Annotated in this window: 15 protein-coding genes; 7 read left to right on the plus strand and 8 right to left on the minus strand. The window is 70.6% G+C overall.

The window, feature by feature from the left end; all coding sequences use genetic code 11:
• Window positions 1-2 precede the first annotated feature (2 nt).
• On the plus strand, window positions 3-821 hold the full coding sequence (locus ACZ6SD_RS10105; RefSeq protein WP_465316566.1) for a carbon-nitrogen hydrolase family protein: 819 nt from the start codon (window positions 3-5) through the stop codon (window positions 819-821).
• The gene (locus ACZ6SD_RS10110) at window positions 818-1,903 is read left to right on the plus strand and encodes an MSMEG_0565 family glycosyltransferase (protein WP_465316567.1); all 1,086 of its coding nucleotides are present in this window, start codon (window positions 818-820) and stop codon (window positions 1,901-1,903) included. The genes ACZ6SD_RS10105 and ACZ6SD_RS10110 overlap by 4 nt, the downstream gene beginning before the upstream one ends.
• Before the next feature lie 372 nt (window positions 1,904-2,275).
• Here the strand turns inward: ACZ6SD_RS10110 and ACZ6SD_RS10115 are convergent, their stop codons facing one another.
• Window positions 2,276-3,559: an MFS transporter gene (locus ACZ6SD_RS10115; RefSeq protein ID WP_465316568.1), complete on the minus strand. Its 1,284-nt coding sequence runs from the start codon at window positions 3,557-3,559 to the stop codon at window positions 2,276-2,278.
• Window positions 3,560-3,642: 83 nt separating this feature from the next.
• Here ACZ6SD_RS10115 and ACZ6SD_RS10120 point away from each other — a divergent pair, with 83 nt between their 5' ends.
• Window positions 3,643-4,209 (plus strand): GNAT family N-acetyltransferase, encoded by a 567-nt coding sequence (locus tag ACZ6SD_RS10120; RefSeq protein ID WP_465316569.1) that lies wholly within the window; start codon window positions 3,643-3,645, stop codon window positions 4,207-4,209.
• Here ACZ6SD_RS10120 and ACZ6SD_RS10125 read toward each other — a convergent pair.
• Together ACZ6SD_RS10125 and ACZ6SD_RS10130 are read right to left on the minus strand one after the other, a co-directional pair.
• The gene (locus ACZ6SD_RS10125; protein WP_465316570.1) at window positions 4,198-5,190 is read right to left on the minus strand and encodes a CobW family GTP-binding protein; all 993 of its coding nucleotides are present in this window, start codon (window positions 5,188-5,190) and stop codon (window positions 4,198-4,200) included. The genes ACZ6SD_RS10120 and ACZ6SD_RS10125 overlap by 12 nt on opposite strands.
• Window positions 5,191-5,375: 185 nt before the next feature.
• Window positions 5,376-5,894 (minus strand): NUDIX domain-containing protein, encoded by a 519-nt coding sequence (locus tag ACZ6SD_RS10130; protein ID WP_465316571.1) that lies wholly within the window; start codon window positions 5,892-5,894, stop codon window positions 5,376-5,378.
• A gap of 24 nt (window positions 5,895-5,918) precedes the next feature.
• On the opposite strand from ACZ6SD_RS10130, the gene ACZ6SD_RS10135 reads away from it, so the two are divergent.
• Entirely contained in the window at window positions 5,919-6,737 is an 819-nt protein-coding gene (locus ACZ6SD_RS10135) for a 1-aminocyclopropane-1-carboxylate deaminase/D-cysteine desulfhydrase (protein WP_465316572.1), read from the plus strand.
• On the opposite strand, the gene ACZ6SD_RS10140 is transcribed toward ACZ6SD_RS10135, so the two are convergent.
• The 4 genes from ACZ6SD_RS10140 to ACZ6SD_RS10155 form a co-directional block, all read right to left on the minus strand.
• Window positions 6,727-7,140: an OsmC family protein gene (locus ACZ6SD_RS10140; protein ID WP_465316573.1), complete on the minus strand. Its 414-nt coding sequence runs from the start codon at window positions 7,138-7,140 to the stop codon at window positions 6,727-6,729. The two genes, ACZ6SD_RS10135 and ACZ6SD_RS10140, sit on opposite strands and share 11 nt — an antisense overlap.
• Before the next feature lie 95 nt (window positions 7,141-7,235).
• Entirely contained in the window at window positions 7,236-8,282 is a 1,047-nt protein-coding gene (locus tag ACZ6SD_RS10145; protein ID WP_465316574.1) for a WD40/YVTN/BNR-like repeat-containing protein, read from the minus strand.
• Between the two features lie 44 nt (window positions 8,283-8,326).
• Window positions 8,327-8,977 (minus strand): response regulator, encoded by a 651-nt coding sequence (locus ACZ6SD_RS10150; RefSeq protein ID WP_465316575.1) that lies wholly within the window; start codon window positions 8,975-8,977, stop codon window positions 8,327-8,329.
• A gap of 3 nt (window positions 8,978-8,980) precedes the next feature.
• On the minus strand, window positions 8,981-10,186 hold the full coding sequence (locus ACZ6SD_RS10155) for a sensor histidine kinase (protein WP_465316576.1): 1,206 nt from the start codon (window positions 10,184-10,186) through the stop codon (window positions 8,981-8,983).
• A gap of 170 nt (window positions 10,187-10,356) precedes the next feature.
• Between ACZ6SD_RS10155 and ACZ6SD_RS10160 the strand changes: the two genes are divergently transcribed.
• Together ACZ6SD_RS10160 and ACZ6SD_RS10165 are read left to right on the plus strand one after the other, a co-directional pair.
• Window positions 10,357-11,118 (plus strand): SGNH/GDSL hydrolase family protein, encoded by a 762-nt coding sequence (locus ACZ6SD_RS10160; RefSeq protein WP_465316577.1) that lies wholly within the window; start codon window positions 10,357-10,359, stop codon window positions 11,116-11,118.
• Window positions 11,119-11,731: 613 nt separating this feature from the next.
• The gene (locus ACZ6SD_RS10165; protein WP_465316578.1) at window positions 11,732-12,982 is read left to right on the plus strand and encodes an IS110 family RNA-guided transposase; all 1,251 of its coding nucleotides are present in this window, start codon (window positions 11,732-11,734) and stop codon (window positions 12,980-12,982) included.
• A 263-nt stretch (window positions 12,983-13,245) separates the two neighbouring features.
• On the opposite strand, the gene ACZ6SD_RS10170 is transcribed toward ACZ6SD_RS10165, so the two are convergent.
• Window positions 13,246-14,313 carry an FAD-dependent oxidoreductase gene (locus ACZ6SD_RS10170; RefSeq protein WP_465316579.1) on the minus strand — a complete coding sequence of 356 codons (1,068 nt, stop codon included), beginning with the start codon at window positions 14,311-14,313 and terminating at the stop codon, window positions 13,246-13,248.
• Window positions 14,314-14,476: 163 nt separating this feature from the next.
• On the opposite strand from ACZ6SD_RS10170, the gene ACZ6SD_RS10175 reads away from it, so the two are divergent.
• Window positions 14,477-14,762: hypothetical protein (locus ACZ6SD_RS10175; RefSeq protein WP_465316580.1), on the plus strand; the 286-nt coding region annotated here is incomplete at its 3' end.

A 14,762-nucleotide genomic window follows, 5' to 3' on the forward strand; every position in this document is an offset into this window, starting at 1 on the left:
GCATGATCCGCATCGGCGCGGTCGCCGCGCACTTCGGACGTGACCTTGAGTTCGACCTCCAGCGTGTCGCCACGCTCATCGACCACGCCCGCCGGTCCGGGGTGGCGCTGCTGGTGTTGCCGGACGCCGCGCTCGGCGGCTACCTCGCCGACCTGCGCCACCCCGACCCCGAGTCGCTGCCGCCCGCGCTGCCGGTGGACGACCCGCACGTGCGCAAGGTCGCCGCGCTCGCCGCCGAGATGGTGGTGTGCTTCGGGTTCTGCGAGGCCGACGGCGACCGGCGCTACAACAGCGCGCTGTGCGTCACCGGGGACGGCGTGCTCGGCCTGCACCGCAAGGTGCACCAGCCCGTGGGCGAGTCGATCGCGTACTCGCCGGGGGAGCGGTTCGCCGCGTTCGACACCCCGGTCGGGCGGCTGGGGATGCTCATCGACTACGACAAGACCTTCCCCGAGTCCTCCCGCGCCCTGGCGCTGGACGGCGCCGAGGTGATCGCCAGCCTGTCCGCGTGGCCGACGAGCATCACCAACCGCGCGCCCCGCATGGCCCAGGACCGGCAGTCGCGGCTGTTCGACCTCTATGACCAGGCGCGCGCCGCGGAGAACCAGGTCGTGCTGGCGTCGTCCAACCAGACCGGGGCGCTGGGCGGGATGCGCTTCCTCGGCCAGGCCAAGGTCGTCGGCCCGGGTGGCGACATTCTGGCGCGCACCTGGTCGAAGGCGGGCATCGCGGTCGCCGAGATCGACGTGCGGGCCGAGATCGCGACCGCCCGGCGGGTCCTCAACCACCTGACCGAGCGCAAACCCGAGGCGTACGGGTGAAGATCGCGCTGCTCACCTACTCGTCCAAGCCACGCGGCGGCGTCGTCCACACCCTCGCTCTCGCCGAGGCGTTAGCCGCAACCGGGCAAGAGGTCACTGTCTGGACACTCGGCCGGGGCGGGGACGACGGCTTTTACCGCGCCGTGGACAAGCGTGTCCGACTGAAGATCGTGCCGTTTCCCGACGTGCCGGAAGAGGGCGTCGGTCCGCGCATCCTGCGGTCGATCTCCGTGCTGCGCCAGGCGTTCGACCCGGCGGGTTACGACATCGTGCACGCCCAGGACTGCATCAGCGCCAACGCCGTCACCCGCTGCGTGCGGACCGTGCACCACATAGACCACTTCACCACTCCCGAACTGGCGGCCTGCCACGAACGCGCCATCGTCGAGCCGTTCGCCCATGTCTGCGTCTCGGCTGCGGTCGCCGACGAGCTGCGGACGGGCTGGGGCATAGAGGCAACCGTCATCCCTAACGGCGTCGCGGCAAGCCGGTTCGCTGACGCGGCCGGTCCTTCCGGTCTTGCCGCAAGAGAGGCGTGGCGTTCCCGGTTGGGCCGCTATGTGCTGTCGGTAGGCGGTATAGAGCCACGCAAGGGTTCGATCACCCTGCTGGAAGCTTTCGCCACCCTCAACCGCCCAGACATCCGCCTGGTCATCGCAGGCGGCGAAACACTGTTCGACTACCGCGACTACCGCCAAGACTGGCAACGCAGAGCCGACGAACTGGCTGTGCGCCCGGAAGTGCTGGGCCCGGTAGCCGACGACGCACTACCGTCACTGGTCGCGGCGGCGGACGTGTTCGCGTTCCCCTCCACCAAGGAGGGCTTCGGCCTGGCGGCAATGGAAGCCCTGGCAGCCGGGGTACCCCTGGTAGCAAGCGACTTACCGGTACTACGGGAAGTCTTCGGCGCCGTCGCCCGCTTCGGCTCCACCCCAACCGAACTGGGCGCGGCCATCGCGGACGCATTGGACAGCCCAGGCTCACCAGAACCCGGCAAGACACTGGCCGCCCACTACACCTGGACAGCAGCGGCGGCCCGACACCTGGAGCTGTACCAGTCCCTGGCCCACCACTCCCGGTAGCGCTCGGCGCGGCCACGTCCTTCTACTTCCGCACCGCGCCTTCACCAGTCCGGCCCCGGGGCCGACCACCACTCCTGCCCGCCGCACCGGCATATGCAAGGTCCCCGGAGAGGGAGAACAAGCAGCGAACCCACCCCCCACGAAGCCGCACCTAGGCTCGCCCGGTGCTCGATGGGGTGGAGTGGTTTCTTTGGGGGTGAAGGAAGATCCCTAAACTGGCTGTGGTCGTGGGGCCGAAGGCTCCCCACCCGTCTTTCCCACGACGGGATCTTCCTTCGTAGGGGCCCCAAAGAAACCACTCCACCCCATCGAGCAACCCCACCAACCCAGCCACCCCAGGAACCCACCGCATCGAGCAGACCAGAGCAGACCTCAAGCCAACTCCCCTCCCGCAGTCTCCGGAAGAGTCAGGATGACCAGGAAGGACACCACGGCAGCACCAGCGACGTAGTAGAAGAAGGCGGTTTCCGCCCCCGCCCCCGCCAAGGCGCTGACCACCAGCGGGGCCGTGCCGCCGAAGACCGCGACGGTCAGGTTGTACCAGGCCCCAATCCCCAAAGCACGCAGCTCAGTGGGAAACAACTCGCTCATCAACGCGGGCGCGACAGCCGTCATGGCCGTATACAGCGCCAACCCCACAGTAAACGCCACGACCAAGTTGCCCAGCCCAGGCCGGACCAAAGTGGACAGTGGAACGATCAGCGCCGCCGTGGCCGCCGACCACACCAGCAGTTGCGGCTTGCGCCCAAACCGGTCGGCGAGCGCCCCCATCGGATACTGCAACACGATGAACACCGCCGTCGCGATGGACAGAGCCAAGAAAACGTCCACGTCATCAGCCCCACGAGTCTTCACCGCGAACGGGGTAAGAGCGCTGAAGAACGTGTAATAAGACAGCGTCGACAGCATGGTGAAGCCGACGAGTTGCCCCACCGCGCGCGGGTGTTTCCGCAGCGTCGTCAGCAGCGGGCGGGAGACCTTGCGGGCGGTGGCTTTGCGCTCCTCGAACAGTTCGGTCTCCGTGAGGCCGCGCCGCACCCATAGCCCGACCAGCCCCAGCGCCCCGCCCAGCAGGAACGGGATGCGCCAGCCGTACGCGGCCATGTCCGCCTTGCTCAGCACCCGGGCCAGCACGAACCCCAGCCCGAACGCGACCAGCACCGCGGAACCGGTCGAGATGTAGAAGAACGACGAGTACCTTCCCCGGCGCTCGGGCGGCGCTATCTCGCCCAGGTAAGCCGACGCGTTGGACACTTCGCCGCCCAACGACAGCCCCTGCCCGATGCGGGCGACCAGCAGCAGGATCGGCGCCAGCCAGCCCACCTGCTCGAAGGTCGGCAGCACCCCGATCAGGACCGAGCCTGCCGCCATCAGCACGATGGTCAGCAGCATCGCCGGTCTTCGCCCCCGCACGTCGGCGAAGCGGCCCAGCAGGACCCCGCCGAGCGGCCGGAAGAAGAACGCCAGCGCGTACGTGGCGAAGGTGTTGATCTGGGCCAGGGTGTCGTTGCCCGCCGGGAAGAACGCGGTGGCGAAGTAGATGCTGAACGTGGCGTAAATCGTCCAGTCGAACCATTCCAGGGCGTTGCCGACCGACGCGGCGAAGAGTTTGCGCGCGGGCAGTCGGTGCCGGACTTCCGCAACGGTCTCGACCATGCCGCCCCCTTGTCGGTGTGGGATTCACCGACACCCTACGTACTGGGGCGATTTCTTGGCACACCCGTTCGCATCATGGAGGCATGCCTGATCTGATTCCCCCGATCATCCCGGCGGGCGGTCTGCGCCAACACGAGCAGCCCACCTTCACGGTGGACGAGTTGGTCGTGCGCCCCTGGGAGCCCTCGGACGCCCCCGCGGTTGTCGCGGCCTACCAGGACCCGGGCATCCAGCGTTGGCACCTGCGGTCCATGACCGAGGATGAGGCGCTGCGCTGGGTCTGTTCCTGGCCCGCCCGGTGGTCGGGCGAGACCGCGGCTGGCTGGGCCGTCACCCGTGACGATCGGCTGGTGGGCCGGGTCGGGTTCCGGATGCTGGACCTCGCCGAGGGGTCCGGTGAGGCCGCCTACTGGGTCGTGCCCGCCGCCCGAGGGCTCGGGGTCGCGCCGAGGGTGTTGACCGCCGTGACCGCGTGGATGTTCGACCACGTGGGCTTCCACCGGATGACCCTGGCGCACTCGACGCGGAACACGGCCTCTTGCCGGGTCGCCGGTAAGGCGGGCTATGTCTATGAGGGAACCGAGCGACAACGGGCAATGCATACCGATGGCTGGCACGACATGCACCTGCATGCCCGGTTAGCGCGGTAGGTAGCGGGTCACCGAGAGCATGTCCAGGGGGTCCACCGAGGCCGGGTCCGGTTCGACGGCGGCGGTGAGGGCGGTGGTGATGGCCGTGGCGTCCAGGGCCGCGCCGATCATCACCAGTTGGGTGCGGCGGGGAGCGTCGGGGGCGAGGGTGAGGCTGAGGTGGGCGCCGACTGTGTGCAGGTGGAACGGGTCTTCGTGGCCAGGGACGCCGAAGTGGGCGAAGCCCTTCATCCGGTAGAGGCCCGCCGGGCGGTCGGTGAGGAAGCGCATGAACCGGTGCGGGTTCATCGGCTGGTCGCTGCTGAACTCGACGCTCTCGTAGCCCGCGTGGACGTGCTGCTCGTGCTCGATCAGGTCCTCGAACGACAGTTGCCGTGCCACCGGGTCCGGCCGGTCCACCGGGTCGAACAGCAGGTCCGGGTCGACGCGGCCGTGCTCGGTGGGGACGACCGGGACGCCGTCGGACAGGTCGCGGACGAGGGTGAGCAGGCGGTCGCGGGTGGCGGGGTCGACGCGGTCGACCTTGTTGAGCAGCACCAGGTCGGCGTAGCGCAGGTGCTTGTCGAGTTGCGGGTGGCGTTCCCGGGTGGCGTCGAACTCGGCGGCGTCGACCACCTCGACCAAGCCGCCGTAGGTGACGTGCGGGTTCTCGCTGCCGAGCACCAGCCGCACCATCGCGGGCGGCTCGGCCAGCCCGCTCGCCTCCACGACGATGACGTCGACCGGGCCGTCCGGCTTGGCCAGCCGGTCCAGCATGGCGTCGAGGTCGGCGACGTCGACCGCGCAGCACAGGCAGCCGTTGCCGAGGGTGACCATGGAGTCGACCTGGGCCGCGACGGTCATCGCGTCGATGTTGACCCGACCGAAGTCGTTGACCACCACGCCGATCCGCAGACCGGTCGTGGCGCGCAGCAGGTGGTTGAGCAGGGTGGTCTTCCCGGAGCCGAGGAAACCGGCGACCACCAGGACCGGGATCGTCACCGGACGAGGGTAGCCCCCGCCGGGCCGGGCCCGGCGGGGGCTATCACCCCCAGATCCCCCCAGTGGATCTCCCCCCAGATCTCCACTCTCGGTGGGTCTCCCCCCGTGATCCCCCCTTGGTGCCGAGTTCAACGCTAGTGCTCCGGCCCGGGTAAGACGTCATGCTCGGGCATGAAGTCCCGGTCCTACCTTCGGCGGAGGCTCCGCCCGGCCGAAGCGCCCACTTTGGTGGTGAAAAACCGCTCGGCCGCAGCCGTGTGCAGGGGAAACGCCAGCTCGACGGGCCCGGTGACGACCTCCCAGCCGCTGGTCTCGGCGGTCGGCGCGGACGGCGGCAGCGCCGCCAGCGCCACGCGCGGGGCCAAACCGAACACCAGCAGGACCCCGTCCGCGCTCGCGGCGTCGAACAACGTCACCTCGGCCGGGTCCACCACGGCGCCCGCCTCTTCGCGCAGTTCGCGTGCCGCCGCCTCCTGCCAGGTCTCGCCCAGGTCGATGAACCCGCCGGGCAGCGCGAGTTCGCCCCGCCGCGGCTCGATGTCGCGCCGCACGACCAGCAGGCCCTCGTCCACCGGCGCCAACAGCACCGCGACCGGCAGCGGGTTCAGGTAGGTTGTCTGGCCGCAGGCCGCGCACCGCCGGGGCCAGGGCAGGCCCGCGGGGTAGGCCGCGCCGCAGAAGCCGCAGTGCGAGTTCTTCGTCATGCGGGATCTCTACCATCGGCGGTCATGCGCCCGCGCCTGCCGTCGCCGCTTGTCGAGGTGGTCGACGAGCGGTTGGCGTTTCGGCTGCTGCTCAAGCGCGACGACCTGATTCACCCGGAGATCCCGGGGAACAAGTGGCGCAAGCTCGCGCACAACCTCGCGCCCGCCCGGGCGGCGGGAACGGTCCTGACCTTCGGCGGCGCGTACTCCAACCACATCCGGGCCACGGCGGCGGCCGGGCACCACTACGGCTTCCGGACCATCGGTGTCATCCGCGGTGAGGAACACCTGCCGCTCAACGACAGCCTTGCCTTCGCGGTGAGCCGGGGGATGACGCTGACCTACCTGGACCGCGCCACCTACCGCCGTAAGAGGGACGCGGATGTTCTTGCCGCTCTCCGCGAACGCTGGGGCGAGTATTACCTCTTACCGGAAGGCGGGAGCAACGCCCTCGCTGTCCTCGGCTGCCGGGAGATCGTGGCCGAGATAACCGAGGACTTCGACGTCATCTGCTGCCCGTGCGGCACCGGGGCCACGCTCGCCGGACTGGCCACCGGGCTGCGTCCGCACCAGTGGGCTCTTGGCTTCTCGGTGCTCAGAGGCGACTTCTTGCGCGCCGAAGTGCGAGACCTCGCAGGCACGGCTGACCGTTGGTCTCTTGACACCCGCTTCCACTTCGGCGGCTACGCCAAGACGCCGCCGGAGCTGCAAGCGTTTGCCGACGACTTCACCGCCCGCCACGGCGTGCCCGTCGAGCGGATCTATGTCGCCAAGATGCTCTACGGCATCTTCCACACCGACTTCCCGGCGGGCAGCACGGTCGTCGCCGTGGTCACTGGCTAGGGAGCTTGGGCGGCGCCAGTTGCACGGCCGTCGACCTCTTCAGCGTCCGCGTCACCGTGCACAGCGCGTCCACGGCCCGGTTCACCACCGCCAGCAACTCCGCCCGGCCCGCCTCGTCCAGGCCGGACAGGTCCAGGTCGAGGTCGATCCGCACGCCGTCGAGTTCGTGTTCCCCCGGCAGCCGCACGTCGGTCGCCGCCACCTGAAAGCGCGCGCCTTCCCCGATCCGGCGCAGCACCAACTCCTCCGCGGTGATCGCGACACACCCGGCCGCGGCGGCCAAGAGCAGTTCGACAGGGCTGAACGTGCCCTCTTGCCCGACCCGGCCGAGTCGGACCTCCGCGCCCCGGTCGTTGCAGGCGACGAACGAGTGCTTACCGGTGCGCAGGACTTCGACGGTCATTCGGGCCCCTCCCAGAGAACGCGGTGTCGGCCCCAGTCTGTCGCCGATCTCCCCGCGAGACTGCCCAAAACACCACCGTGCTTTCCGGGAAACGTCTAACGGGTGAGCCCGAGCGTGGCGACACGGCCCTTCTCGCCCGCGGCCCAGCACGCCCCGTCGCGGGCGCAGTCGACCGTGTCGAAGCTGCCCGCGTCGAACGGGCGCCAGTTCCGGCCGCCGTCGACGGTGACGTCGCTGCCGGTCGGGCCCACGGCGAGGGCGCTGGCGGGCGCGTGCGGGCGCCAGGCGACGCCGGAGCGGTAGCCGCGTGGGGCGCTGTCAGGCCGCTGCCAGGTCTGTCCGCCGTCGGTGGTGACACCCAGCGCGTCGGTTCCGGTGTCGGGCGCGGCGAAGTCGCCGCCGACCGCGATGCCGCGCCGGGGGTCGCGGAACGCGGTGGCGAACACACCCGCGCTCGGGCCACTGGCCAGGACGGTGTCGGCGACGGTCCAACTCCGCCCACGGTCCCCCGAGCGCAGCACGCGCGCCCGCGCGCCGCCGCCGGTGGCGATCCACGCGTCCCGACCGCCCGCGACGGTCAGGCACTGGCCGCTCGCGGCGAACGCGAACTCGCCGTCGAGCGCCGCGGGCATCCGGTCGCCGGGCACGGCCGACCACGACCGGCCGCCGTCGTCGGTGGTCAGCACCCGGAACCGGCCGTCGACGGGGTCGCTCACGGCCAGGCCGTGTTTGTGGTCGAAGAACGCCAGACAGTCGTAGAACGCGGTCTCCTCGGTGTTGCGGAAGGTCTCCGCCCAGGTCGCGCCGCCGTCGTCGGTGCGGAAGATCCGCGACCGCTCGCCCGGCCCGATGCTCAGCGCGACAGCGCTGTCCGCGTTGAACGCCTCGATGTCGCGTAACTCCAGTGCCGCTGTTCCCGGTGGTGAGGACCGCTGCCAGGACTTTCCGCTGTCCACAGTGCGCAGCACCGTTCCCCGGCTGCCGCTCGCCCACGCGACCCGGTGGCTTACCGCCGACAGACCGCGTAGTCGGGCGTCGGAAGCGGTGGGCGACAGGTGCCAGGTCAGCTCTACCGGGGTGGCGTTAGCGGGCGCCGGGAGAAAACCGAGCACGGCGAGGGCGAGGATGAGGGGTCGCTTCATGCCGGGCAAACCTAGCCGGAATCACAGTGCGCTAACAGGTCCACTCAGCGGGTGACTAACCCCGCGTGGTAGGCGAGCAACCCCGCCTGCGTCCGGTTGGCGCAGTCCAGCTTCACGAGCATCCGGGAGACATAGCTCTTGACCGTCGCCTCGCTCAGCGACAGCCGCTGCGCGATCTGGGCGTTGGACAGGCCCTCGCCGAGCCCGCTGAGCACCTCGGTCTCCCGCTCGGTCAGCCCCCGCACCCGGTGCAGCGCCCGGTCCCGGGTCGCCTGCTCCCCGGCTTGGGCGGCGACCAGCCTGCGGGTCGCGGCGGGGGAGAGCACCGTGTGGCCGTCCGCGGCCACCCTGACCAGGCCGATCAGGTCTTCCGGCGGGGTCGTCTTGACCAGGAAGCCCGCCGCCCCCGCGCGCAGCGCCCGGATGACGTACTGGTCGGCGTCGAAGGTGGTCAGCGCGACCACGGCGGGCGGGTCGGGCAGCTTGCGGATCCGCTCGATCGCGGTCAGCCCGTCGACCCCGGGCATCCGCAGGTCCATCAGCACCACGTGCGGCCGGTGGCGCACGACCGCCTCCACCGCCGCCGCCCCGTCGTGGGCCTGGTCCACGACCTCCAGATCGTTCGCGGAGCCGAGGATCGCGCGTAGGTGCGCGCACACCATCGGCTCGTCGTCCACCACGACGACCCGGATCACGGTCTAGACGCTCTCGGGAGTGGGGACATAGGCGGGCAGCACGGCGTCCACCTCGAAGCCGCCGCCCGCGCGGGGACCCGCCGACAGGGTGCCCCCGACCAGTTCCACCCGCTGCCGCAGGCCGACCAAACCCACCCCGGAACCGGTGCTGGACAGGCCGCTGTCGACTGTCCCGGTGGCACGGTCGTTGCGGATCGTGAGCCGGACGCGGTCGCCGCCGTAGCGGACGTGGACCTTCGTCGGCGCGCCCGGCGCGTGCTTGCGGATGTTCGTCAGCGACTCTTGCACTACCCGGTACGCGGTGCGGCCTACCGCGGGCGAGGTAAGCGCCGGGTTGCCGTCTTGCACCAGTTCCACCGGCACCCCGACCGACTCGGACTCCGCGACCAGCGTGCTCAGGTCGGGCACGGCGGCCGGGTCGGCGGCGGCCGTGCGCGGCTCGGGCCCGTCCGGGTCGTTGCGCAGGACGCCGACCAGCTCACGCAACTCGTTCAGCGCCTCGCAGCCCGCCGCGCGCAGCCCCTCGGCGGCGGTGCGGGTGTGCTCGTCCGGCGCGGTCACCCCCAGCGCGCCCGCGTGCAGCACCATCAGGCTCACCCGGTGCGTGACGACGTCGTGCATCTCCTCGGCGAGCCGCACGCGCTCGTCGGCGCGCGCCTGCTCGGCCAGCAGATGCTGCTCGCGTTCGGCCCGTTCCGCCCGGTCGGTGAGGGCCTGGACCAGGCGCCGGTGGGCGCGGACGTAGAGCCCGATCAGGGCGGGCATGACGATCATCAGCAGGGTGCCCAGCACCAGGTCCGTCGAGGTGCGCCACGGCCGCGCGATGATCACCGTCAGCACGCCCACCAGCACCGGGCCGGTGATCGGGCCCGCGTAGACCATGACGCTGTAGGCCAGCACGGTCGCGGCCAGCGGCATCCACGGGTCGATGTCCTTGAACCCCGGGTGCCACTCGCCGGTGCCGTAGGTCATCAGCAGCAGGTAGCCCGCGCTGATCGCGATAGCCGCGGCCATCAGGGTCACCGGATAGCGCTTGCGCAGCACCATCAGCACGGTCAGCGCCAGCGAGGCGGCCAGGTCGACCAGTTCGAACCTGGTCACGGGCGACTGCTCGGCGACCACGACCAGCACATGGACGCCGAACACGATGGCGATCGGCAGCAGGTAGAAGAACCCCTCGCGCCGCGTGCGCCACAGTGGCTCCTTCACGGTCCGCACGCTACCTACCGACGGCGGCCACCGGGCCGAATCGGCATCATTCGGGTGGTGGCGGGCGCAACGAAAGTCGCTAGTGCAGTGGCCGAAAACGTGTGCCGTGGCAGGCGGGTCGAACGCGGTGAGCGTTTCCGCCCTCGGCACTAGCTAGCATGGCGGCCGAGATGACCGCTTACACCAGCCTCGTCGCCCTGGGCGACTCGTTCACCGAGGGCATGTCCGACAACCTGCCCGACGGCACCTGCCGCGGCTGGGCCGATCTCGTCGCCGCCCGCCTCGCCGAGCGCGCCCCCGGTTTCCGCTACGCGAACCTGGCCGTGCGCGGCAAACTGGTCCGCCAGATCGTGGCCGAGCAGGTCGACCCGGCCGCCGCCATGCGCCCCGACCTGGTCACCTTCGCGGGCGGCATGAACGACGTCCTGCGCCCCGGCTGCGACATGGACGCCATCACCCGCCACGTCACCCACGCCGCCGACACCCTGGCCGCGGCGGCCGGGCGCCTCGTGCTGTTCCGCGTGATCGACCCGACCCGGCGGATGCGCGGCAGCGCGCGCCTGCTGCCGCGCATCACCCGCCTGCTGGACCTGGTGGACGACCTGGCCGCGCGGCACGACGCGATCGTGGTCGACCTGTTCTCGTCCCGCGTGTTCGACTCGCCCGCGCTGTGGGCGGAGGACCGCATCCACCTCAACGCCGAGGGCCACCGCCGGGTCGCCGAGGCCACCGCCCAGGCCCTGGGCCTGCCCGCGACGTTCGACTGGGCCGCGCCCGTGCCCACGCCGGTCCTGGCCTGGCGCGCCCGCGCCCGCGCGGACGTGCGGTGGGCCAGGATCCACCTCGGTCCGTGGATCGGCCGCAGGCTCACCGGCCGCTCCTCAGGCGACGGTCGCGCGCCCAAGCGGCCAGATCTGGTTCCGTTCGCCTGATGTGAGTGGTCGTGGGGGCCACACCTAATTACTGCTGAGTGGTTGGTTGCCCGCCGCCGAGGTCTATGTCCCCCTGGGCTCATCGAGGCCTCTAATTACTGCTGAGTGGTTGGTTGCCCGCCGCCGAGGTCTATGTCCCCCTGGGCTCATCGAGGCCTCTATCAAGGCTGACCCGGTGGCGGTTTCCGATCGTTCGGTTGTTCGTCGTCGCGTCGACCCCTGAGCACCTCGTGGCCTGTGAGGCCTCATGCAAGACCGAGGGCGGCGCGACGACGAACGATCTCCGTCGACCTCGCCACGGTGTCGACCCCTGCATACCTCCAGGCCCGCGAGGCCTGAAGCCAGACCGTGGGCGGCGCTGTGACGGAACCCGGCGGGTGGGCTCGCGTGTCGCGGGCTCGCCCGCCGCGGTGGTGTTGGCAGGTTGCTCGTGGTTTGAGCCAGCCCGCGTGGATGACGTCTCGTGAACCGGGAGCCGAGAGCTCTGAGCGAAGACAGGCGGCACGCGGGTCGCTGAGATCGCGAACAGCTCATCGGAGGGAAGGCCATCGAGCCTCGTAATTAGGGCGCTGCGCGTTCTCGCTGGGTCTCTGACCAGCACAAACAGGCAAAGATGGAGGTTGAGCGGGTGAAGTTGTTCTGCGGGATCGACTGGGCCGAAGGGCACCACGACCTGGCCGTGATCGACGCCGAGGGCACGCTGGTGGCGAAGAAACGGATCAACGAGGACATCGAGGGGTTCGCCGAGCTGACCAGCCTGCTGGCCGAGCTCGGCGACACCGCCGAGGCCCCGATCCCGGTCGCGATCGAGACCCCTCGCGGCCTCCTGGTCGCGGCCCTGCGCGCCACCGGGCGCCCGATCTATGCGATCAACCCGATGGCCGTCGCCCGCTACCGCGAACGGCACTCCGTCGCCCGCACCAAGTCCGACCACGCCGACGCGATGACGCTGGCGAACATCCTGCGCGTCGACGCCCACGTCCACCGGCGCATCCCGGCCGACAGCGACCGGGCCCAAGCCGTCGCCGTGCTGGCCAGGGCCCAGCAGGACGCGATCTGGCGCCGCACCCGCGTCGCCAACGAGCTGCGCTCGGTGCTGCGCGAGTACTACCCGACCTTCCTGGCCGCCTTCGGGACCGGTTCCTCCGCGGCCATCGCCACCCGCGAGGCCCGCGCGGTCCTCGCGATCGCCCCCACCCCGGCCACCGCGGCCAAGCTGACCAAGACCCGCATCGCCACCGCGCTGCGCAAGGCCGGGCGCGTCCGCTCCGTCGAGCGACTCGCCACCGAGATCAAAGACCGCCTTCGTCAACCGCAGCTGCGCCAGCCCACCCTGGTCGAGGACGCCTTCGGCCACCAGGCCCTCGCGCTGCTGGCCATGCTCGACGCGGCCTGCACCAGCACCGACGAACTCGAACAAGCCACCGCCGAGGCCTTCCGCCAGCACCCCGACCACGCCATCATCACCAGCTTCCCCGGACTCGGGGACTCCACCGGCGCCCGCGTGCTCGCCGAGATCGGCGACGACCGCGCCCGGTTCACCGACGCCCGAGCCCTCAAGGCCTACGCCGGATCCGCGCCGGTCACCCGCGCCTCCGGACGCTCGATCTCCATCACCTTCCGCCGCGTCAAGAACGACCGCCTGGCCGCAGTCGGCTGGCTCTGGGCCTTCGCCGCCACCACCCACTGCGAACCCGCCAAAGCCCACTACCGCCACCGCCGCGAACTCGGCGCACGCCACCCCGCCGCCCTGCGACACCTGTTCAACAAGATGCTCGGACAGCTCTACTTCTGCCTGCAAAACCGCACCACCTTTGATCAACACCGGGCGTTCCCTCCCTCAAACGAGACGGTCGCGGCTTGACTTCTTAGGGAGATCGGAGGTCTGGCTTCCCGGCAGCCTGTTGGGCGACGGGTCGGGTGCCGAAGTTTCCGGATTGGTTTGGCCTGGTTGGTCGCTAGAGGCTTGCTTACCGGCCTCTTGCTGGTGATGGGTCGGGTGCCGAAGTGGCCGGTCGTTGACCCTGTTAGTTGCTAGAGGCTTGTTTACCGACCGCTTCTTGGGCGATGGGTCCGGGTGCCGGAGTGGCCGGGTTGGTCGCTAGAGGTTTGCTTACCGGCTCCTCGTTAGGCGACGGTCGCCCGTCGAAGCGCCCCGATCTCGTCCCGTTCCCCTGACCTGAGCAGTCGCTTGAGGCTCGCCGCCGCGGCCTGTCCTGCTCGGGTCGCGCCGATCGTGCTGGCTGAGGGGCCGTAGCCGACCAGGTGGATGCGCGGGTCGGCCGCGACCTGCGTGCCGTCCATCACGATGCCGCCGCCGGGGCCGCGCAGCCGCAGCGGGGCGAGGTGGTCGAGCGCGTGCCGGAAGCCGGTCGCCCACAGGATCGCGTCGGCCTCGATTGTCCGGCCGTCGTCCCAGGCCACGCCGGTCGGGGTCAACCGGTCGAACATCGGCAAGCGGTCCAAGATGCCCTTACCGCGAGCCTCTATGACTTCAGGCGTAAGACCCAGCCCGGTAACGCTGACCACGCTCGCCGGTATCCGGCCTTCCCGCACCGCGTCAGCCACCCGCGCCACCGCCGCCCGCCCGTGCTCCGGGGTGAACGGACCTTCCCGCCAGACCGGTGCCCTCCGCGTGACCCACGTGGTCGCCGCGGCCACCTCGGCGATCTCGATCAGCGCCTGCACGCCGGACGCCCCACCGCCCACGACCACTACCCGCTGCCCGGCGAACTCTTCCGGCCCCCGGTAGTTCGCCGTGTGCAGCTGCCTCCCGTCGAACCGCCCCGGGTAGTGCGGCCAGAACGGCCGGTCCCACGTCCCGGTCGCGTTGATCAACGCCCGGGTGGACCAGGTGCCGCTGTCGGTCTCGACCAGCAGCCGGTCACCGCTGTCGCGGACCGCCCGCACCGCCACCGGCCGCCGCACCGGCAGGTCGAACGCCCGCTCGTAGTCGCCGAAGTACTCGGCCACCACCTCCGACGCGGGCCGGTCAGGATCGGCCGGGGGCACGGTCGATTCCGGCAGCGGGTGAATCCCATGCACCTTGCCCAACCGCAGCGACGGCCACCGGTGCCGCCACGCCCCACCGGGCCCGGGGTTGGCGTCGAGCACCACGAAGTCCAGCCCGGTCCGCCGCAGGAAGTACGCGCTCGACAGCCCCGCCTGCCCGGCCCCGATCACCACGACGTCCATACCAGGCACAACGTCCGCCGGGCTGGAGCCTTCCCCATTGGGCCGATCCGTCGGTCACATCGTCAGGTCGGCACCGAGCTGACCGGGGTCTTTATCGCCACGAGCGGTGGGATGGTGACCGTTCGCCCGGTTACGCCGTGTCGTGTTGGGACGAATACGAAGTGTGGACGAGAGTGTTGTGCGCGACGCGTTGCGGGCCGGGGAGCGTGGCATTCGAGCCAGACGGCGGGCCCGGCTGGTGGCGTTCGCTCTGCTCGTGCTGGCGATCGCAGGCATTGGTTGGCAACTGGTCCTCGTGGGCCTGGTCCCGACATGGGCGTTCCTGGCCCGGTGGTCGCCCGCGGCGGCATCCAGCCTGGCGCTGGTGACCGCCTGTGTCCTGTGGGCGCGCACCCGGCCGCCCCCATCGGCCGCCCGTACGGCGGGTTCCGGCGGGGAGAGCCGCTGGT

It is taken from the genome of Actinokineospora sp. NPDC051303 (assembly GCF_055586285.1).